Below are 20,500 nucleotides of genomic sequence, written 5' to 3'. Positions count from 1 at the left end.
CGTCAACGCTCGGCGCTTGGTCAGGCCTTCGCGCCGGAGTAGGCCGCCAGCGCGGCCTCGCGGCTGGCCTTGAGGTCCACGATCGGCCGGCCCGGATACGCCGGGGCCAGCTGGCGCAGCAGCGCGGGCTGTTCCCAAGGCGCGGCCAGCGCCGAGTCGGGCAGCTTGGCCAGCTCCGGCACCCAGCGCCGGATGTACTTGCCGGCCGGGTCGAACTTCTCGGCCTGGGAAATCATGCTGAAGATGCGGAAGTAAGGCGCGGCGTCGGCGCCGGTGCCGGCGGTCCACTGCCAGCCCTGGGTGTTGTTGGCCAGGTCGGCGTCCACCAGCGTGTCCCAGAACCAGTCGGCGCCGTGCTTCCAGTGGTAGCGCAGGTTCTTGGTCAGGAAGCTGGCGACCACCATCCGCACGCGGTTGTGCATCCAGCCCGTGTGCCAGAGCTCGCGCATGCCGGCGTCGACGATCGGCACGCCGGTGCGGCCGCGCTGCCAGGCGCGCAGGTGGTCCGCGTCGGGTTTCGCCCAGCGGAACCGGTCGAACTTCGGGTTGAGGTTCTCGCTGGCGGTGTGCGGGAAGTGGAACAGCAGGTGGTGGCTGAATTCACGCCAGCCGAGCTCGCTGAGGAAGTGGTCGATGTCGGGCTGCACGGCCGCCGGCCAGCGCCGCGCCAGCACCGCGGCAACGATGCGCCGCGGCGAGATTTCGCCGAAATGCAGGTGCGGCGAGAGCTTCGAGGTGGCGATGCGATCCGGGTAGTTGCGCTGCTCCTTGTAGCCGCTGGCCGCGCCGTCGAGGAACACCTCGAGCATCTCGGCCGCGCCCGCCTCGCCCGGCTGCCAGTCGTCCCAGAAGCCGGTGTCCCAGCGCGGCTCGGGCTTGCGCGGCTCCAGCTGCAGATCAGCGACGTCGAGGCCCGCGAGCCGCGGCGGCGGCTCGGGCAGGCGCGCGGGTGCCGCGGGCGGCGCCTGCGGGTCCAGGCGCTGGCGCGCGTTCTTCCAGAACGGCGTGAACACGCGGTAGGGATCGCCGCTGCCGGTCTGCACGGTCCAGGGCTCGACCAGCAGGGCGGCGTTGTGGCTCTCCACCGTGAGGCCACGGGACTTCAGGCCCTGTTTGATGCGGGTGTCGCGGGCGATCGACGCCGGTTCGTAAAGCCGGTTCCAGTGGAGGGCCTCGGCCTGGGTTTCGGCGATCAGCTTTTCGAGTTCGGCCAGGCTGTCGCCGCGGCGGATCACCAGCCGCGAGCCGCGCGCGCGCAGGTCGGCGTCCAGCGCCAGCAGCGAGCGATGCAGCCAGGCCTGCGTGGCGGCGCCCGGCGCCCAGGGCGCCTCTTCCTCGGGCGCGTGGATGTACACGCACAACGGCGACTGCCCGGCGCGCAGCGCGGCCTGCAGGGCCGGGTTGTCGTCCAGCCGCAGGTCGCGGCGGAACCAGATCAGGGCATTCGCCACGGTGGGGTCTCAGGGGGACTTCACGTAGGGTCGCACCGCCTGGAACCCGCCGTCGAGGCCGATCACCTGCCCGCTGATCCAGCCGGCGTCGTCCGACAGCAGGAAGGCGCCGAGCGCGGCCGCCTCGTCGGCCTCGCCGTGGCGGCCGAGCGGGTACTGGCCGGCGATGGCCTTGGCCGCCGCTTCGTTGGTGAGCATGCGTTCGGTGGCGGGCGTGCGCATCAGGCCGGGCGCGATCGCGTTCGCGCGCAGGCCGGCGCCGGAGAAATCGGCGGCCAGCGAGCGCACCAGCGCTTCCACGCCCCCCTTGGCCATCGCGATCGCCGCGTGGTTGGCGACGCCGATGCCAGCCGCGACCGAACTGAAGAACAGCAGCGCGCCCGGCGCCGGCGATTTCTGCACGCGCGGCGCGTAGGCCTTGGCGACGAAGAAGGCGCTATCGAGGTTGGCGGCCAGGCAGGCGCGGTACTGCGCTTCGGTGGTGCGGCCGATCGGCGCGATCAGGATGGCGCCGGCGCAGTGCGCCACCGCGTCGGGCACCTGGCCGAAGGCCTCGGTGGCGCGGGCGACGGCGGTCTCGGCGCCGTCCTCGGTGGCGACGTCGGCGGCGATGGCGACCTCACCGTCGGCGAGGACAAGCTCGTCGGCGCGGCGCGAGGCCAGCGCGAGGCGCCAGCCCGCGTCGCGCAGCCGCGCGGCCAGGGCCGTGGCGACGCCGCCGGAGGCGCCGGTGATCAGGCAGGTCTTCATGGGTGTCCCGTCAGGAGGAAAGCCCGCGCACCCTACCCGTCCACCCCGTGTTTCGACCGTGAATCCGGCGCCAGCGCCCGCCTCAGCGCATCGGCCTGCCGGCGGATCGCCGCCAGCTCGGCGGCCGGCTTGCGGGCGAGGTTCTTCCACTGCAGCGCCGTGCGCGGATGGCGGGCGAACTTCGCCTCGTGCCGGGCCAGGAAATCCCAGTACAGCGTGGTGAACGGACAGGCCTGCGCGCCGGTGGCCTCGCCGGGCTTGAAGCGGCAGCCGGCGCAGTGGTTCGACATTTTCTGGATATACGCACCGGAGGCCGCGTAGGGCTTGCTGGTCATGCGGCCGTCGTCGGCGTACTGGCTCATGCCCAGCACGTTCGGCAGCTCGACCCACTCGACCGCGTCCACGTAGACCGCCAGGTACCATCCGTGGACTTCGCGCGGGCGCACGCCGAGCAGCAGCGCAAACAGGCCGGTCACCATCAGGCGCTGGATGTGGTGGGCGTAGCCGAGGTCCAGCGTCTGCCGCAGCGCATCGCGCAGGCAGGCCATGTCGGTGTGGCCGGTCCAGTAGAAGTCCGGCAGCGGCGCTTCGGCGCCCAGTGCGTTCTCTTCCAGGAAGCCGGGCATGCGCTGCCAGTAGACGCCGCGCACGAATTCGCGCCAGCCGATCACCTGGCGGATGAAGCCCTCCACCGCCTCGATCGGCGCGTGGCCGTCGCGATACGCCTGCTCGGCCGCCGCCACCACGGCGCGCGGCGGCAGCAGCTTGAGGTTCATCGCCGCCGAAAGCCGCGAGTGGTAGAGCCAGGGTTCGCCCTCCCACATCGCGTCCTGGTAGCGCCCGAACAGCGGCAGCCGGTGCGCGATGAAGTCGTCGAGCGCCGCCTGCGCCTGCGCCGTCGTCAGCGGCCAGTCGAAGCCCTCGAGCCGGCCCGGATGCGCGGCGAAGCGCTCGTTCACCATCGCCAGCACGCCCCGCGTGGTGGCGTCGGGCGCGAAGGCGCGCGGCGCCGGCAGCAGCCCGGGCCCACGTTTGTCGAAACGGCCGCGGTTGTCGTGGTCGAAGTTCCACTGCCCGCCGACCGGCTCGCCGTCCTGCATCAGCACGCCCTCGCGCTTGCGCAGCCAGCGGTAGAAGAACTCGAGGCGGTACTCCTTGCGCTTGCCGGCCCAGTCGGCGAAATCATCGTCGTCGCAGTAGAAGTGCCGGTCCGGGCGCTCGATCCAGCGCACCCCGGCGGCTTCACAGGCCTTCGGCAGCGACTGCGCCAGCCGCCACTCGCCCGGGCGCACGGCCAGCAGCTTGGCGGGCTTGAGCGCGGCGAGGTCGTCGGCCAGCGCGGATTCGAGGTCCGGGTGCGCGTGCTCGTCGAGCGCGCGGTAGTGCACGGTGAACCCGCGCGCACGCAGCGCGTCGCGGAACTGGCGCATGGCGGCGAGGAAGATCGCGATGCGGGGTTTCGTGCTCCAGACCTGGGTCGCCTCGTGCGCGACCTCGGCCATCCAGACGGCGTCCCGCGCCGGGTCGAAGTCATCGAACACCGCCGAGCCGGCATCGAGCTGGTCGCCGAGGACCAGGACCAGGTTGCGCAGGGAGTCAGCCATCGCCAAAGTCTGCGCCGCCTCCCGTGCAGGAAATGGCAGCGTCCGCGCCGGAAAGAGGAACGCCCCGGCGAGCCGGGGCGTCCCTGGGGTGGATCCACCGGCCGTCAGTTGCTGCGGCAGGCGTTGGTGGCGTCGAAGCTGTCGTTCGGCCCGGTCACGTTGGTCACGCAGAAGGTCACCGTGCTGGCCGTCCGGTAGCTGGCCGATTTGAAGCTGGCCTGGCCGCTGGCGTTGGTGGTGGCGGTGCCGCAGGTCGACACCGGGCCACTGAAGCAGCCGGACACCGTGGCGCCCGACAGCGGTGCGCCGCCGCCGTCGACGATGGTGGCAAGGGCGGTCGCGGTGGTGTTCTTGCCCTTCCTGGCCGTGGTGATGGAGACAGTGCCGACCTTGGCCACGACCGGATCCGGATCGGTGCCGCCACCGCCGCCGTTGAGGTAATCGAGCGCGGCCTTGGCCTGCACGATGCCCCAGCCGTAGGACGTGTCGCGACCCGCGGTGCCGCGGTCCTCGGCCGTGACCGCCAGCGCTTCGCGGATGTCGGCGTTGGTCCAGGACGGATTGGCGCTCCAGACCAGGGCGGCGACGCCGGCCACGTGCGGCGTGGCCATCGAGGTGCCGTCGTAGTAGGCGTAGCCATTGCCGGCATTGCTGGCCAGGGTGTTGACCGTGGCGGTCGTGGCCCCGAGGCCGAGCATGGCCTGGCCGTCCTCCTGGCTGACGCTCACCGCCGGCATGGCCGGGCCGGTGCCGCCGAGCGTGCCGCTGAAGCCACCGGACACGTTGTTGTAGATGATCGCCGCGGCGCCGCCGGAGGCCGCCACGAAGTTCACCTTCTCGCCGAAGCTGATGTCGCCGCGCTCGCAGAGCACGACCCGACCGGCCCAGGCCGTGTTGCTGGCCGTGCAGCGGCCACCGTTGGCCAGCGTGCCCGAGGCCTGGCCCTGGAAGGTGCCCTCGAGCGCCTCGGCCAGGAACGACTGGCCGCCGGCCGACACGCCGGCGGTCACGAACGGCACGGTGCTGAGCACGCCCACGCCCGGGGCCGCCAGTTCGACCTGGCTGGTGCGCTGCGAGAAGTCGGCGTGGGCCTTGGCACTGTCCACCGCCGCCACCGAGACCACGCTGTCGTAGGACGCGGGGTAGCTGTGCTGGGTGGTGCCGCTGTTGCCGGCGGCCGCGATGCTCAGCACGCCCTGCGCGTAGAGGCTGTCGAAGCCATTGCGCTCGGTGGTGCTGGCGGTGGAGCCGCCCAGGCTCATGTTGATCACCTTGGCGCCGGCCGCGGCGCAGCGGTTGGCCGCGTCCACCAGGCTCGAGCTGTAGCTCCAGCCGCAGCTGCTGCCGTTGAACACCTGCAGGATGTGCAGGCGGACGCCGCCCGGGCTCACGCCCACCACGCCCGCCAGGTTGTTGGCGGCGGCGATGGTGCCGGCGACGTGCGAGCCGTGGCCGCAGGTGTCGCTGTCCCAGCCGGACGGATAGCCGCCGGAATAGTTCAGGCCGGAGAGGTCTTCATGGTCGCGGTGGACGCCGGAGTCGATGACGCAGACGGTGACGCCCGAACCATCCGGCGCGCCGGCGTCGACGCTGCCGTCGCGGTTGGCGTCCCAGACATCCCGGGCCTGCACCATGTCGATGCCGTACGTGACGGCCTGGCCCGACGGGTAGCGCGGCGCGTCGGTCTCGACGAGCTCGACGTTCGGATTGCGCCGGATGCCCTCGAGCGCCTGCGGCGGCAAGGTCACCGCGAAGGCCCCGAGCTGGTCGAAGCTGAAGTGAATGCGGCCGCCGGACTGACGGAGCGCGGCTTCGACGTTGGCGCGGGCACCGGGCTTGAACTTGACCCAGACGCGGTTCGGGTCGGGACCGGCCTGCGCCGAGACGGCGGAGACGGCGACGGACAGGCCCAAGGCCAGCGCTAGCTTGTTGAATTTCATGGTGTTGGTTCCCCAAAGGACGGAAAGGCCGGGTCCGACGTCATCCCTGCGACCCGCACGGCTCCCTCATGCCGCAACCGACCGTACCATGACTTTCGTCACACTTTTTGTGCGCCGCAAAAACCCGCTCTCAGGCCGAAGCCGGGGCGCCGCCAAGATATTCCCGGGGGATGCGGGTGTTGAGGCCGACGAGGATTTCATAGGGAATCGTGGCCGCGGCCCGCGCCACGTCCTCGCAGCGGATGGCCTGGCCGTCCTGGTGGCCGATGAGCACCACCTCGTCCTCGTTGTAGCCGGTGCCGCCCGGGCCCAGGTCGGCCATGAACTGGTCCATGCAGATGCGGCCGGCGATCGGCAGGCGCACGCCGCGCACCAGCACTTCGCCCCGCGACGACAGCGCGCGCGGGAAGCCGTCGCCGTAGCCGATCGGGATCGTCACCATGCGGGTGTCCACCTTCGGCGCCCAGGTGGCGCCGTAGCTCACCGGCTGGCCCGCGGGCACGACCTTGAAGTAGACGACCTGGGAAACCAACGACATCACTGGCCGCAGGTCCAGCGCCGTACGCGAGTCCGGGTCGGGAAGCACGCCGTAGAGCGCGATGCCCGGGCGCACGAGGTCCAGGCAGGTGTCGGGGAAGTTCAGCACGCCGCCAGAGTTGGCCAGGTGCCGGATCGGCATCGGCACGCCGAGGCGGTCGAAGTGGGCGCAGGCTTCGAGGAAGCGCCCAAGCTGCCGCGCCGTCATCGGCGAGTCCGGCTCGTCCGAACAGGCCAGGTGCGAGTACACGCCCTTGACCGTGCACCAGCGCGAGGCCACCGCCGCCTCGATGAAGGGCCCGGCGCGGTAGCTGTGCACGCCGATGCGCTCCATCCCGGTGTCGATCTTGAGGTGGATGGTGGCCTTGCGGCCCAGCGCCTCGGCCGCGGCTTCGACCTGGCGCAGCTTGTCGATCGAGGAGACGGTGATCTCAAGGTCTTCGCGGATCAGCTCCGCGGCCTGCGGGCCGAAGATGCCGCCCATCACCAGGATCGGCAGGGTGATGCCGGCGCGGCGCAGGGCCACGCCCTCCTCCAGGAAGGCCACGCCCAGCTGCTCGATGCCCTGCGCCTGCAGGTGCCGCGCCACCGGCACCAGGCCGTGGCCGTAGGCATTGGCCTTGACCACGCCCATCACCGGGACGCTGGCCGCGGCCCGCAGCACCCTCAGGTTGTGCGTCAGCGCGTCCAGGTCGACGCGGATGCGGGTCGGGCGGGCAGTGTCGGTCATGCGCCGGATTGTAGCCCCGAGCCCCCTGTGGGAGGGACTTCAGTCCCGATGCTGTTTGGCGGAAAGCATCGGGACTGAAGTCCCTCCCACAGGGGATTTACTCGAAGCTGCCGACGGAATCCCGGGCCAGGTTGTCGAAGCGGGTGTACTCGCCGAAGAACTTCAGCTTCACCGCGCCGGTCGGGCCGTTACGCTGCTTGGCGATGATGACCTCGGCCAGGCCTTTGTCGTTGGAATCCTTGTTGTAGTAGTCGTCGCGGTAGATGAACATGATGATGTCCGCGTCCTGCTCGATGGCGCCGGATTCGCGCAGGTCGGACATCACCGGGCGCTTGTCGGTGCGCGATTCCAGGCCGCGGTTGAGCTGCGACAGCGCGATCACCGGCACCTTGAGCTCCATCGCCAGCGCCTTGAGCGAGCGCGAGATCTCGGAGATCTCGTTGGTGCGGTTCTCGGCCGAGCCCGGCACCTGCATCAGCTGCAGGTAGTCGACCACGATCAGGCCCAGGTCGTGCTCGCGCTTGATGCGGCGGGCCTTCGAGCGCAGCACGTCGGGCGACAGCGCCGGCGTGTCGTCGATCATGACCTTCACTTCCGACAGCATCTTGATCGCCATGTTCACGCGCGACCAGTCCTCGTCCTCGAGCTGGCCGGTGCGCAGGCGGGTGGCGTTGACGCGGCCGATCGAGGAAATCAGACGGAAGGCCAGCTGCGAAGCCGACATTTCCATCGAGAACACCGCGACCGCCTTCTTGGTCTTGAGCGCGCCGTACTCGGCGATGTTCAAGGCCAGCGTGGTGTTGTGCACGCAGATGTCGTTGGCGATGAAGTTGTGGGTGCCCGGCACGGTGAGGTCGTAGACCTGCTGCGAGCCGGTGGACACGATGGATTCGATGCGGTCCCAAACCACGTCGCTGCTGGCCAGCGCAGCCAGGCCCGGGTCCTGCAGCACCATCGCGATGCGCGCCAGCCGCTCGCGCGACAGGCCGCGTTTGCCGACGTGGGCGTTGCTGTCGGAATGGCCCGTGCGACGTGCGAGTTCGGCCCAGGACATCCCGCCCTTGGCCTGCCCGATGCGCGTCCAGACCTCGGGCGGCACGCTGTCCACGTTGCCGTGCGGCGCACGCGCGGCCAGCGCGGCGGCGACCGCGTCGAGCGCCGGCTGCTTGCCGTGGATGCCGATCTCGGCAATGAAGGTGCGGATGGACGCCGCATCCGTGATATCGAGCTGCCAGGACACCCGGCGCGACTCGCCGTACTTCACCCAGCGCTGGCGCAGCTTGGCGATCACGCCGAAGCGCAGCAACAGGTGCTGGACCTGCCGCGCCAGCCGCTCCGACACCGTGGCGTAGCCCAGCTGCGACTGGCCCGAGGCCAGTACCGTGGCCCAGCCGTCGGTGGCGAACAGGCGGTTGAGGAACTGCGCGAGCTGGGCGCGCGGCAGCCGGAACACCGGCGCCGGCACCTGCTTGGCGTGCGCATTGCGACCCATCAGACCCATGTCGCGCAGCCAGAGCGTCAGTGGGTTGGCGATGTTGCGGCGGGCGGATGCGCCGTCCGGCAGGCCCAGCGCCGCGGGCTCCACTTCGAGCACCCGGCAGAGACTCCCGATCAGTTCGGGCGACGGCACGGTCTTGCCGCGCTGCCAGTTGGAGACGGAGGCCGCGCTGACGCCAAGCTCGGCAGCCAGCGCGCGCGCCGGCCGGCCGACCCGGGCCACCTGTGCGGACAGCGCCTGCGCGAACTGGCCACGGCGCACCGTGACCTCCCCGGCATCGGCCGACATGCGCCAACTCGGCGCGAAGCCGCGGAGGGTCTCCACCTGCCGGGCCACGGTGCCGCCGAAGGCCTCGACGGCGGCGAGGAAGTCCGACGTGATTTCGGGGTTCGAGCTGGTGAACCGGGGATTCGCGCCGGTCAGGCCGCCGTCGCCGATCAGGTAGGCCAGCAGGCTCACCTCGCACTCGCGCATCGGCTGGTCGCCGAACACCGGCAGGCGCCGCGGCACGGCCACGTAATCGCCGGGTTTGAGGTCGAGCAGCGGCTTCCAGCCGTCCAGCGTCAGGAAGGGGTGCGGCGCGGTCGATTCCACCCGGCGACCGAGGCGGGTGGTGACCTCGAAGGTCGGCTTGATGCCGTCGTCGACGAAATCGGAGGGCGTGGCCTGGGCCAGGCGCAGGTCGTCGGTCAGCGTGCCGATGACGCCGCCGCGGGCGCGGCAGATGTCCTCGATGGTGGCCACGCTGCCGTCCGCCAGCACGATCTCGGCGTCGGCGCTGAGGCATTTGCCCATGGCCGGACGCGCCGCCAGGATGATCAGGTCGGAGGGCTGCAGGCCCGCGGTCATCTCGTCGAGGTCGTGGAAGCCGGTGGGCAGGCCGGTGACGTCGCCCTGGTTCTCGTAGCGCTCCTGCAGGATCTGGAACGCGTCCTTCATCGCCTCGCGCAGGGTGACGAAGTCGGCGCGGCCGCGGCGGCCCTGCTCGGCGATCTTGAAGACCTTCATCTCGGCCGCCGACAGCACTTCCTGGCTGTCGCGACCCTCGGGCTGGAAGCCGTCGTTGACGATCTCGGTGCCGGCCTCGATCAGCTGCCGCAGCACGGCCTTCTCGCGCACGATCTCGGCGTAGGCGCGGATGTTGGCCGCCGACGGGGTGCTCGACGCCAGCTCGATCAGGTAGCCGGTGCCGCCGATCTGCTCGGACAGGCTGTTGGATTCGAACCACTCGCCCAGGGTCACGGCGTCGAAGGGCCGGTTCTTTTCGCTCAGCTCGCGGATGGCGCGGTAGATGAGCCGGTGGTCGCGGCGGTAAAAATCGTGCTCGGTCAGGAAGTCGCCGACGCGGTCGAGCGACTCCGGCGCCAGCATCAGGCCGCCGATGACGGCCTGCTCGGCCTCGACGGACTGCGGCGGGACGCGCAAGGCGTCGATCTTGGCTTCGGTGCGGACGGATTCGGAGCGTGCGGGCATATCGGCCTTCGGGAAGGCGCCCACCGGCATCAGCGGGAGGCGGAACATCGGGTCGGACATCCTAGCGAGCCTCCCTGCGACGTGACACGGATAAGTCTGTGCATAACCCGTGCACATCCTCCCCGCCCGCAGTCTCACGGCCTGCGACATCCCTCTGTGGGAGGGACTTCAGTCCCGACCCGTGCGCCTTGCGCACGAACGTCGACACACCGCGGCACCATCGCAGCGCCGCCGCCCAGGGATGGGCAAGTGTCGCGGAGGGCATGGATGCCCGTGAGCGACCCGACATCGGTGGTCAGGATGACGCTCCCGAGTCGGGCGGGAGACCCCTGTGTGTGGGCGGCGGCGCTGCCGGGAGGTGACGATATGCGGCCGCTCGTGCGCAAGGCGCACGGGTCGGGACTGAAGTCCCTCCCACAGGGGCGGAAAAGACGAAGGGCGCCCTGAGGCGCCCTTCGGGGGGTTGCGGAAGGCGAAGATCAGGCTTCGGCTTCGATGACGACCTTGACCGTGGTGTGGACGTCGGCGTGCAGGCGCACTTCGATGTCGAACTCGCCGGTGCGGCGCAGGGCGCCTTCCGACATGACCACTTCGCTCTTGTCGAGCTTGTGGCCGGCGGCCGTGAAGGCCTCGGCGACGTCGCGCGGGCCGACCGAGCCGAAGAGCTTGCCTTCGGTGGACGCGTTCGCGGCGATCGTGACGCTGGTGCCCTCGAGCTTGGCCTTGCGGGCTTCGGCGTCGGCGAGGACCTGGTTGGCCTTGGCTTCGTACTCGGCGCGCTTGGCTTCGAACGAGGCGATGTTGGCCTGGGTGGCCGGCACGGCCTTGCCCTGCGGCACCAGGTAGTTGCGGCCGTAACCCGGCTTGACGTCGACCAGGTCGCCCAGGCCGCCGAGGTTCACGACTTTCTGCAGGAGGATCAGTTTCATGGGTAATGCTCCGTCACGTTAGCGGGGCGCGCGGCCCCGCAACTGTTGGCTGTCCGTTGGGACGGGTGGAGCGAAGGCCCGGCGGGCCCCCGGCTCAGTTCTGGTGGTTGTCGGTGTACGGGATCAGGGCGAGCTCGCGGGCGCGCTTGATCGCGGTCTGCAGCTGGCGCTGGTACTTGGCCTTGGTGCCCGTGATGCGGCTCGGGACGATCTTGCCGTTCTCGGTCAGGTACTGGCGCAGGGTATTGAGATCCTTGTAGTCGATCTCCTTGACGCCATCAGCCGTGAACTTGCAGAACTTGCGGCGGCGGAAAAACTTGCTCATGTTCGGTCTCCGGTCTCGGCTCAGGCGGCGTCGTCGTTGGCGGTGCCAACGCTGTTTTCGTCATCGTCACGGCGCGGGCGGCGCTCGCCCTTCTCGTCCTTGGTCTTCATGATCAGGGACTGCTCGGTGACGGCCTCTTCGCGGGCGATGACCATATGGCGCAGCACGGCGTCATTGAAGCGGAAGCCGTCGACGAGCTCGGTGAGGACCTTCTGGCCGCACTCGACGTTCAGGAGCACGTAGTGCGCCTTGACCAGGTTGTCGATGGCGTAGGCGAGCTGGCGGCGGCCCCAGTCTTCCAGGCGGTGGATCTTGCCGTTGTCGGCTTCGATGAGCGACTTGTAGCGCTCGATCATGGCCGGCACCTGCTCGCTCTGGTCCGGATGGACCATGAACACGATTTCATAGTGACGCATGGGTTGTTTCCTTGTGGATGCGGCCGGTGATTCGGCCTGGCAGCCCCCGGCCCGAGATGGCGAACCATCTGCCGTGGAGCAAGGGTCTCCCCGGGATGGGGAGCCGCGCATTATGCCCGCGCCCCCTTTCCCGCGCAACTCAAGGACTTACAACCCCTCCGCCCCCCGGGAAGGGAAAGCCCCCTTGGTAAGGGGGCGCGCCGACAGGCGCGGGGATCGGGAGGCAAGGAGCCGGGGCCCGCGATCCGCGAAGCGGATCGTGGGGACGTCCTGAGAGCTCCTCCTCAGGACGTCGCGAACGACTCGCCGCAGCCGCATTCGGCCGAAACCCGGGGGTTCCGGAACACGAACTGCTGGTTCAGGCCCTGGCTGACGAAGTCGATCTCGGTGCCGTCGACCTGGGGCAGGCTGGCGGCGTCGACCCGGACGGCCACGCCGTCGGTCTCGAACACGCTGTCGTCCGGGCCCTCGGCCTTGGCGATGTCCACCACGTAGGCGAAGCCGGTGCAGCCCGACTTGCGGACGCCAAAGCGCAGGCCGATGCCGCCGGGCGTTTCGGCCAGGTAGCTGCGGACGCGGTCGGCGGCGGCGGGGGTCAGGGTGACGGCCATGGCAAGGTCTCGAGGCAAACGGGGGTGGGACGGAGCAAGTATACCGGCGCTGCGTGAACCCACGCCTGCGGGTATCCTTGCGGTCTTCCGCAAATTGGCCCGTCCGGGCAGGGATTCAAGAGCATGGCAGTGGTCAGCGTCCAGCAGGCGCTCTCCGGGCAGCACGCCCCGGGCAGCGAAGTCACGGTCCGCGGCTGGGTGCGCACCCGGCGCGACTCCAAGGCCGGCCTGAGCTTCGTCAACGTCAGCGATGGCTCCTGCTTCGACCCGATCCAGGTCGTGGCGCCGGCCGCGCTGGGCAACTACGAATCCGAGGTCAAGCGCCTCTCGGCCGGCTGCGCGGTGATCGCGCACGGCGTGCTCAAGCCCTCGCAGGGCCAGGGCCAGGCCTTCGAGCTCGAGGCCACCGGCATCGAGGTCGTCGGCTGGGTCGAGGACCCGGAGACCTACCCCATCCAGCCCAAGCCGCACTCGTTGGAGTTCCTGCGCGAAGTGGCGCACCTGCGCCCGCGCACCAACCTGTTCGGCGCGGTCACCCGCATCCGCCACTGCCTGGCCCAGGCCGTGCACCGCTTCTTCCACGAGCAGGGCTTCTACTGGATCAGCACGCCGATCATCACCACGTCCGACGCCGAGGGCGCGGGCCAGATGTTCCGCGTCTCCACGCTGGACATGGCCAACCTGCCGCGCACCGCCAAGGGCGAGGTGGATTTCTCGAAGGACTTCTTCGGCAAGGAAACCTTCCTCACCGTGTCCGGCCAGCTCAACGTCGAGGCCTACTGCCTGGCGCTGAGCAAGGTCTACACCTTCGGCCCGACCTTCCGCGCCGAGAACTCGCACACCACGCGCCACCTGGCCGAGTTCTGGATGATCGAGCCCGAGATCGCCTTCGCCGACCTCAAGGCCAACGCCGACCTCGCCGAGGCCTTCCTGAAATACCTGTTCAAGGCGGTGCTGGCCGAACGCGCCGACGACCTCGCCTTCATCGCCGAGCGCGTCGAGAAGACCGCGGTCTCGCGCCTGGAGGCGATGGTGGATTCGCCCTTCGAGCGCATCGACTACACCGAGGCGGTGTCGCTGCTGCAGAAGTCCGGCCACAAGTTCGATTTCCCGGTGGAATGGGGCCTGGACCTGCAGACCGAGCACGAGCGCTGGCTGACCGAGGTGCACGTCGGTCGCCCGGTGGTGGTGATGAACTACCCCGAGCAGATCAAGGCTTTCTACATGCGCCTGAACGACGACGGCAAGACCGTCGCCGCGATGGACGTGCTGGCCCCGGGCATCGGCGAGATCATCGGCGGCAGCCAGCGCGAGGAGCGCCTGGACGTGCTGGACAAGCGCATGGCGCAGTTCGGCCTCGACGGCGATCACTACGGCTGGTACCGCGACTTCCGCCGCTACGGCACGGTGCCGCACGCCGGCTTCGGCCTCGGCTTCGAGCGCCTGGTGGTCTACACCTGCGGCCTGGCCAACATCCGCGACGCCATCCCCTACCCGCGCGCGCCGGGCCTGGCGACGTTCTGAACCATGGGCACGGGCGCGGGTTCGCTGCTGCTGTTCCTGTTCCTCGGCCTGGCCGGTTCGGCGGCGCCGGCGCACTTCGGCTTCCGGGTGCTGGCGTTCCGCCACCAGCTCGACAAGCAGATCGCGTTCGCGCCGGGCACCGAAGACGGCGGCTGGGGCTACAGCTGGTGGCTGATGCGCTGGAAGCACCGCGCCGCGAACGACACGAACCTCAACTTCTTCGCCGGCATCACCGCCGGCAGCGGCTGGCTCAGCCTGGTCGGCGCCGTGGGCGTCGTCGCGCTGATCGCCCTGCAGTAACCAAGGAATCCCCCGCATGTCCCAGGAAAACGAAACCGAGTCCGGCCCGCGCGATTCCGACCAGTGGTGGCTGGCGGCGCTGCCGCGCATGCTGGTGTGGTCGCGGATGCGGGTGCTCGACAGCGGCGTGGCCGAAGTCTTCGACTGCGATGGCCGCATCAACATCTACGAGAGCGAGGACGTGGCGCGCTCGGCCCTGATGGACGCGGACTTCCGCGCCCTCGACGGCATGGATGCCGAGGACGCCGAGGCCTGGGGCCTGGACCTTGAGGAGATCGAACCGCCGCGGGCCGAGGACGACGACAGCCTGCGCGACCTGATGATCCAGCCGATGAAGAACCCGCTGACCGGGGAAGACCGGTGAGCGAGTCCCTGCGCGGCCGCCACGCCCTCGTTTGCGGCGGCTCGGAAGGCATCGGCCTGGCCGCGGCGCAGGCCCTGGCCGCGCTCGGCGCCGACGTCACCGTGCTGGCGCGCCGGCCCGGCCGCCTGGCCGAAGTCGTGGCCACCCTGCCCCGCGCCGAGGGCCAGCAGCATCGACACGTCGCCGCGGATTCCTCCGACAGCCAGGGTCTGTCCGCCTCGGTGGCGGCGCTGTGCGCCAAGTACCCGGTGCACATCCTGGTCAACAACACCGCCGGCCCGCCGGGCGGGCCCGCGCACGCGGCCGCGCCCGAGGACTACCTCGCGGTCTTCCGCCAGCACCTCGTGGCCAACCAGGTGCTGGTGCAGGCCGTTCTGCCGGGCATGCGCGCCGCCGGCTGGGGCCGCATCGTCAACGTCATCTCCACTTCGGTGAAGGAACCGATCGCCAACCTCGGCGTCTCCAACACCATCCGCGGCGCGGTCGCGTCCTGGTCCAAGACCCTGGCCAGCGAACTCGGCCCGCACGGCATCACCGTCAACAACGTGCTGCCCGGCTACACCCGCACCCAGCGCCTGGACCAGATCCTGGCCGAGCGCGCCGCCGCCACCGGCAAGCCGGCCGACGAGATCGCGCGCGGCATGCTGGCCACGGTACCGGCGGGCCGCTTCGCCGAGCCGGCCGAAGTCGCCGCGGCCATCGCCTTCCTGGCCGGAAACGCGGCCGGCTACGTTAATGGCATCAACCTGCCGGTCGACGGCGGGCGCACCCGTTCCCTCTGAGGCACCGACGCATGGACGCCAACAACCGCTGGTCCGACCGGGTTCCCTTCGCGGCACGGGTGATGGTGCTGCACGAGGACAAGGCCTGGGTGGGCGAGGTCAAGGACCTGTCCGAAGGTGGCTGCGGGCTGTTCCGCCCCGCCACCTGCCAGCTTGAAGTCGCGGCCATCGTGCGCCTGGTGTTCTTCGATGTCTCCGGCCCGGCGGTGGTGGTGGATGCCCGCGTGGCCCGGGTCGAGAACGGCTCGCTGGGCTTCGAGTACCACGAGGTGCAGGCCGTGCCCCCGGTGCTCAGGCACTGAGCCCACACGCGGCCTGCACGGACGCGTCGGCAGCCTTGCGCCATGCCCGAAGGTCCTGAAATCCGCCGCGCCGCCGACCAGCTCGCCAAGGCCGTGGTCGGCCAGCCGCTCACCGACGCGTTCTTCGCGTTCCCCGAACTCAAGCGCTACCAGCGCTCGCTGGTGGACCAACGCATCACCGCGATCGTGCCGCACGGCAAGGCCCTGCTCACGCACTTCGACCACGGGCTGACGCTGTACTCGCACAACCAGCTCTACGGCGTCTGGAAAGTCGCGAAGGCCGGCGAGCGGCCCGACACCACCCGATCGCTGCGGGTCGCGCTGGAGACGGCGAAGAAGGCGATCCTGCTTTACTCCGCCTCCGAGGTGGAGATGTGGAAGACCGCCGAGCTGCCGCGGCACCCCTTCCTGGCCAAGCTCGGCCCCGACGTGCTGGACCTGTCGCTGGACGAGGCCACCGTGGCCGCCCGCCTGCGCGACCCGCGCTTCGCCGGCCGCGCGCTGGTGGCGCTGCTGCTCGACCAGGCCTTCCTGGCCGGCATGGGCAACTACCTGCGCTCGGAAGTGCTGTTCATGGCCGGCATCGCCCCGAACCGGCGCCCGCGCGACCTCGACGACCACGAAACCGAGGCCCTGGCCCGCGCCCTGCTCGCGGTGCCCCGCGCCAGCTACGCCACCCGCGGCATCCGGCGCGCCAAGGGCATGGCCGAGGATTACCTCACCGATACCCCGCGCGGCTTCCGCTTCGAGGTCTTCGACCGCGAGGGCGAACCCTGCCGCCAGTGCGGCGACGTCATCGTCCGCCACGAGCTCGGCGGCCGCCGCCTGTACTGGTGCAAGGTCTGCCAATCCTGACCCTCCCACAGGGGAACCTGACCTGTCCGTACGGCGGGCGTGGCGGGTAAGCTTGCGGGCATGGAAATGCGGCTGACCCACCTGATCGACGGCGAGGCCCGCGGTACTGCGGGGAACGCCGCCCTTGACGTGTTCGAACCCGCCACCGGGCGGGTGTACGCGCAATGCCTCGACGGCACCGCCGCCGACGTGGATGCCGCCGTGGCCGCGGCCCGGCGCGCCTTCCCGGCCTGGTCCACCCTGCCCGCCGCCGACCGTGCCGCCTGGATCAACAAACTCGCGGATGCGCTGGAAGCCCGGCTCGACGAGTTCGCCGCCGCCGAATCACGCGATGTCGGCAAGCCGCTGTCGCTCGCGCGCACCCTCGACATCCCGCGAGCGGTCAGCAACCTGCGCTTCTTCGCGGCCGCCGCCACCCAGTTCGCCAGCGAATCGCACTCCACGCCGGGCGTCGTGAACTACACCCTGCGCCAGCCGCTGGGCGTGGTCGGCGTCATCAGCCCCTGGAACCTGCCGCTGTACCTGTTCACGTGGAAGTTCGCGCCGGCGCTGGCGGCAGGCAACTGCGTGGTCGGCAAGCCCTCCGAAGTGACGCCGGTGACGGCCTGGATGCTGGGCGAACTGGCGCGCGACATCGGCTTCCCGGCCGGCGTGTTCAACATCGTGCAGGGCCGTGGTGCGATCGCGGGCCAGGCGCTGGTCGATCACCCCGATGTCAAGGCCATCAGCTTCACCGGCAGCACCGCGGTTGGCGTTCGCATCGCCGAAAGCTGCGCGCGCTCGCTGAAGAAGACCTCGCTGGAGCTGGGCGGCAAGAACGCCACCCTAGTGTTCGCCGACGCGCCCAAGCAGAAGCTGCTCGACACCGTGGTGCGCTCGGCGTTCCTCAACTCCGGCCAGATCTGCCTGTGCGGCTCGCGCCTGCTGGTCGAGCGGAGCTACTACGCGGAATTCCGCGACGCCCTGGTCGCACGCGCGAAGGCGCTGGCGATCGGCGACCCGGACCTGGCCGAAACCAACCTCGGCCCCGTGGTCTCGCGCGCGCACTACGACAAGGTGCTGGCCTGCCTGGCCCTGGCCCGCGAGGAAGGCGGCGCGATCCTGTGCGGCGGCGACGCCGTGCGCCCCGCGGGCCGCTGCGCCGACGGCTGGTTCATCGCGCCCACGGTCATCGAGGGCCTGGGCCCGCACTGCCGCACCAACACCGAGGAGATCTTCGGCCCGGTGGTGACGCTGCAGCCCTTCGACACCGACGAAGAGGCCCTCGCGCTCGCCAACGCCACGCCCTACGGCCTCTCGGCCAGCGTCTGGACCCAGGACCTGGGCCGCGCCCACCGCCTCGCCGCCGCGCTAGAGGCCGGCGTGGTCTGGGTCAACACTTGGATGAACCGCGACCTGCGCACGCCCTTCGGCGGCGTGAAGCAGTCCGGCATCGGCCGCGAGGGCGGCTGGGAAGCGCTGCGCTTCTTCACCGAAGCCAAGAACGTCACGATCGATCTGGGATGACACGATGCCTTTGAAGGAACTGCTCGACAAGAACCGGGAATGGGCCGCGAAGGTGCGCGCCGAGGACCCGCAGTTCTTCAAGCGCCTCTCGCAGCTGCAGGCGCCGAAGTACCTGTGGATCGGCTGCTCGGATTCGCGCGTGCCCGCCAACCAGATCACCGGCCTGCAGCCCGGCGAGGTGTTCGTCCACCGCAACGTCGCCAACCTGGTGGTGCACACCGACCTCAACTGCCTGAGCACGATCCAGTTCGCCGTGGACGTGCTCAAGGTCGAGCACATCCTGGTGGTTGGCCACTACGGCTGCGGCGGCGTGCACGCCGCGCTGACCGGCACCCGGGTCGGCCTGGCCGACAACTGGCTGCGCCATGTCGGCGATGTCGCCACAAAGCACGCGGCGATGCTGGCCGAGGTCGACCTCGAGTCCCTGCGCCACGCCCGCCTGTGCGAGCTGAACGTGGTCGAGCAGGTGGTCAACGTCTGCCAGACCACCATCGTCCAGGACGCCTGGAACCGCGGCCAGAAACTCAGCGTGCACGGCTGGGTGTACTCCCTGCTCGACGGCCGCGTGCGCGAACTCGGCATGGGCGTCGACAGCCCCGGCGAACTGCCCGAAGCCTATGCGCTGGCCATGGATCACATCCGCGGCCGCCTGAAGGACACCCCATGAGCGAGATCATCCACGCCACCTCCGCGCCGCACCCGGTCGGCCGCTACCCGCACGCCCGCCGCGTCGGCAACCTGCTCTTCCTCTCGGGCATCGGCCCGCGCACCCCGGGCACCAATGCGGTGCCGGGCAATGTCTACGGCGCCAACGGCGCGCTGGTGGACTACGACATCGTCACCCAGTGCCACTCGGTGTTCGCCAACGTGCGTGCCGTCCTCGAGGCCAGTAACTGCCGCTGGGACTGGCTGGTGGACATCACCGTGTACCTCACCAACATGCAGCGCGACTTCAACGCCTACAACGGCGTCTGGGCCGAATACTTCCCGAACGTGGACAAGGCGCCCTGCCGCACCACGCTGGGCATCACCTCGCTGCCGACGCCGATCGCGATCGAACTCAAGTGCGTGGCGGCCTTCCCGGAGTCCCGCTGACATGCTCGCGCCGGCCTTCAACCTGCAGCAGTGGATCGACGAACACCGGCACCTGCTCAAGCCGCCGGTGGCGAACAAGTGCATCGTCGACGGCGACTTCATCATCATGATCGTCGGCGGCCCGAACGCGCGCACCGACTACCACTGGGACGAAGGCCCGGAGTTCTTCTACCAGCTCGAGGGCGAGATGGTGCTGAAGGTGCAGGAGGACGGCCACGCCCGCGACATCCCGATAAAGGCCGGCGAAGTGTTCTACCTGCCGCCGCGGGTGCCGCACTCGCCGCAGCGCAGCGCCGGCGGCATCGGCCTGGTGATCGAGCGCAAGCGGCTGCCGCACGAGCAGGACGGCCTGCTGTGGTTCTGTGAAAAGTGCAACCACAAGCTGTACGAGGAGTTCTTCGCGCTGGAGAACATCGAGACCCAGTTCGGCGCCGTGTTCGACCGCTTCTACGGCTCGCGCACACACCGCACCTGCACGGCCTGCGGCCACCTCAACCCGGCGCCCGCGCGCTACGACGCGGAAGCCTGAGCCATGGCTCCCTCGCTCGACCTGCTGACCGCCAACCTGCTCTCGCCGGTGGTGCTGGCCTTCGCGCTGGGCATGATCGCGCGCGGACTGCGCAGCGACCTCGAGATCCCCTCGGCGATCCAGTCCTACCTCTCGATCTTCCTGCTGCTGGCCATCGGCCTGAAGGGCGGCGTGGCCCTGCACCAGGGCGCGCCCGACAACCTGTGGCTGCTGCTGGGCGTGACCATCCTCGCCGGCATCGCCACCGCGGCCACCGCCTACCTGCTGGCGCGCACCTGGCTGCGCGACGACGCGCTGCAGGCCGGCGCCATCGCCGCGCACTACGGCTCGGTGTCGGCGGTGACCTTCATCGCCGCCCAGCAGTTCGTCGAGCGCACGGGCGACACCTCGCCGGCAGTGCTGGTGGCGCTGGTGGTGGCGCTGGAGATCCCGGCCATCCTGCTCGGCATCGGCCTGGCCCGCGGCGGCGGCCGGCCCAGCTGGCACCAGGTGCGCGAGGTGCTGACCGGCCGCACCGCGGTGTTGCTGATCGGCGGCCTGGCCATCGGCGCCATCGCCGGGCGCGACGGCGTGCAGGCCGTGGACGCGATGTACTTCCAGCTGTTCCAGGGCATGTTGATGCTGTTCATGCTCGACATGGGCCTGGTCGCCGCCAGCCAGCTGCGCCAGCTCACCCGCGGCGTCGGGCGGCTCGTGGTGTTCGCCACCATGCTGCCGCTGCTGCACGGCCTGGCCGGCACGGCCATCGGCCACGCGATCGGGCTGGGCGTGGCGGGCGCCACGGTGTTCGGCGCGATGCTGGCCAGCGCCTCCTACATCGCCGCGCCGGCCTCGGTGCGGGCCTCCCTGCCGGAGGCGGACGCCGGCCGCTGCATCACGGCCTCGCTGGGCCTGACCTTCCCTTTCAACCTGGCCCTGGGCATCCCCAGCTACGCCGCGTTCGCGCGCTGGCTCGGCGGCTGAGCCCGGCGGGATAGAA

General features: G+C 70.2%; 21 protein-coding genes. 11 read left to right on the top strand and 10 right to left on the bottom strand.

Annotated features, from left to right (window positions below; translation table 11 throughout):
- Positions 1-20: 20 nt before the first annotated feature.
- The 10 genes from N787_RS04190 to N787_RS04145 form a co-directional block, all read right to left on the bottom strand.
- On the bottom strand, positions 21-1,451 hold the full coding sequence (locus N787_RS04190) for a cryptochrome/photolyase family protein (RefSeq protein WP_034210981.1): 1,431 nt from the start codon (positions 1,449-1,451) through the stop codon (positions 21-23).
- A gap of 9 nt (positions 1,452-1,460) precedes the next feature.
- Positions 1,461-2,201: an SDR family NAD(P)-dependent oxidoreductase gene (locus N787_RS04185; RefSeq protein ID WP_034210980.1), complete on the bottom strand. Its 741-nt coding sequence runs from the start codon at positions 2,199-2,201 to the stop codon at positions 1,461-1,463.
- 32 nt (positions 2,202-2,233) lie between these two features.
- On the bottom strand, positions 2,234-3,805 hold the full coding sequence (locus N787_RS04180; RefSeq protein WP_052575115.1) for a cryptochrome/photolyase family protein: 1,572 nt from the start codon (positions 3,803-3,805) through the stop codon (positions 2,234-2,236).
- Between the two features lie 104 nt (positions 3,806-3,909).
- Positions 3,910-5,745 carry a S8 family serine peptidase gene (locus tag N787_RS04175; protein ID WP_052575114.1) on the bottom strand — a complete coding sequence of 612 codons (1,836 nt, stop codon included), beginning with the start codon at positions 5,743-5,745 and terminating at the stop codon, positions 3,910-3,912.
- A gap of 130 nt (positions 5,746-5,875) precedes the next feature.
- The gene (alr, locus tag N787_RS04170) at positions 5,876-7,012 is read right to left on the bottom strand and encodes an alanine racemase (protein ID WP_034210979.1); all 1,137 of its coding nucleotides are present in this window, start codon (positions 7,010-7,012) and stop codon (positions 5,876-5,878) included.
- Positions 7,013-7,109: 97 nt separating this feature from the next.
- Complete coding sequence (gene dnaB / locus N787_RS04165) at positions 7,110-9,983, bottom strand: replicative DNA helicase (protein ID WP_052575164.1); 2,874 nt, start codon at positions 9,981-9,983, stop codon at positions 7,110-7,112.
- Positions 9,984-10,462: 479 nt separating this feature from the next.
- Entirely contained in the window at positions 10,463-10,912 is a 450-nt protein-coding gene (gene rplI / locus N787_RS04160; protein WP_034210978.1) for a 50S ribosomal protein L9, read from the bottom strand.
- A gap of 94 nt (positions 10,913-11,006) precedes the next feature.
- Positions 11,007-11,237, bottom strand: a complete 231-nt coding sequence (gene rpsR, locus N787_RS04155; protein WP_034210977.1) for a 30S ribosomal protein S18 — start codon at positions 11,235-11,237, stop codon at positions 11,007-11,009.
- 20 nt (positions 11,238-11,257) lie between these two features.
- Entirely contained in the window at positions 11,258-11,653 is a 396-nt protein-coding gene (rpsF, locus tag N787_RS04150) for a 30S ribosomal protein S6 (protein WP_034210976.1), read from the bottom strand.
- A 284-nt stretch (positions 11,654-11,937) separates the two neighbouring features.
- The gene (locus tag N787_RS04145) at positions 11,938-12,264 is read right to left on the bottom strand and encodes a HesB/IscA family protein (protein WP_034210975.1); all 327 of its coding nucleotides are present in this window, start codon (positions 12,262-12,264) and stop codon (positions 11,938-11,940) included.
- A gap of 123 nt (positions 12,265-12,387) precedes the next feature.
- On the opposite strand from N787_RS04145, the gene asnS reads away from it, so the two are divergent.
- From asnS to N787_RS04090, 11 genes are read left to right on the top strand one after another with little or no spacing between them, the layout of a single operon-like run.
- Entirely contained in the window at positions 12,388-13,788 is a 1,401-nt protein-coding gene (gene asnS, locus N787_RS04140; RefSeq protein ID WP_034210974.1) for an asparagine--tRNA ligase, read from the top strand.
- Positions 13,789-13,791: 3 nt separating this feature from the next.
- Positions 13,792-14,088: a hypothetical protein gene (locus N787_RS04135; RefSeq protein WP_034210973.1), complete on the top strand. Its 297-nt coding sequence runs from the start codon at positions 13,792-13,794 to the stop codon at positions 14,086-14,088.
- 16 nt (positions 14,089-14,104) lie between these two features.
- Positions 14,105-14,452 (top strand): hypothetical protein, encoded by a 348-nt coding sequence (locus N787_RS04130; protein WP_034210972.1) that lies wholly within the window; start codon positions 14,105-14,107, stop codon positions 14,450-14,452.
- Positions 14,449-15,234 (top strand): SDR family oxidoreductase, encoded by a 786-nt coding sequence (locus N787_RS04125; protein WP_034210971.1) that lies wholly within the window; start codon positions 14,449-14,451, stop codon positions 15,232-15,234. The genes N787_RS04130 and N787_RS04125 overlap by 4 nt, the downstream gene beginning before the upstream one ends.
- 11 nt (positions 15,235-15,245) lie before the next feature.
- Entirely contained in the window at positions 15,246-15,536 is a 291-nt protein-coding gene (locus N787_RS14230) for a PilZ domain-containing protein (protein WP_052575113.1), read from the top strand.
- 42 nt (positions 15,537-15,578) lie between these two features.
- Positions 15,579-16,391: an endonuclease VIII gene (gene nei, locus N787_RS04115; protein ID WP_034210969.1), complete on the top strand. Its 813-nt coding sequence runs from the start codon at positions 15,579-15,581 to the stop codon at positions 16,389-16,391.
- Between the two features lie 60 nt (positions 16,392-16,451).
- Complete coding sequence (locus N787_RS04110; protein WP_034210968.1) at positions 16,452-17,897, top strand: aldehyde dehydrogenase; 1,446 nt, start codon at positions 16,452-16,454, stop codon at positions 17,895-17,897.
- A gap of 4 nt (positions 17,898-17,901) precedes the next feature.
- Positions 17,902-18,564 carry a carbonate dehydratase gene (gene can, locus N787_RS04105; RefSeq protein WP_034210967.1) on the top strand — a complete coding sequence of 221 codons (663 nt, stop codon included), beginning with the start codon at positions 17,902-17,904 and terminating at the stop codon, positions 18,562-18,564.
- Positions 18,561-18,992, top strand: a complete 432-nt coding sequence (locus N787_RS04100; protein ID WP_034210966.1) for a RidA family protein — start codon at positions 18,561-18,563, stop codon at positions 18,990-18,992. Before can ends, N787_RS04100 begins: the two co-directional genes overlap by 4 nt.
- Before the next feature lies 1 nt (position 18,993).
- On the top strand, positions 18,994-19,521 hold the full coding sequence (locus tag N787_RS04095) for a 3-hydroxyanthranilate 3,4-dioxygenase (protein WP_034210965.1): 528 nt from the start codon (positions 18,994-18,996) through the stop codon (positions 19,519-19,521).
- Positions 19,522-19,524: 3 nt separating this feature from the next.
- Positions 19,525-20,484 (top strand): sodium-dependent bicarbonate transport family permease, encoded by a 960-nt coding sequence (locus N787_RS04090; RefSeq protein WP_034210964.1) that lies wholly within the window; start codon positions 19,525-19,527, stop codon positions 20,482-20,484.
- Positions 20,485-20,500: the final 16 nt, after the last annotated feature.

Origin of the sequence: Arenimonas metalli CF5-1, assembly GCF_000747155.1 — a bacterium.
Lineage (GTDB): Bacteria > Pseudomonadota > Gammaproteobacteria > Xanthomonadales > Xanthomonadaceae > Arenimonas > Arenimonas metalli.
This window is presented reverse-complemented; position numbering and strand designations above follow the sequence as displayed.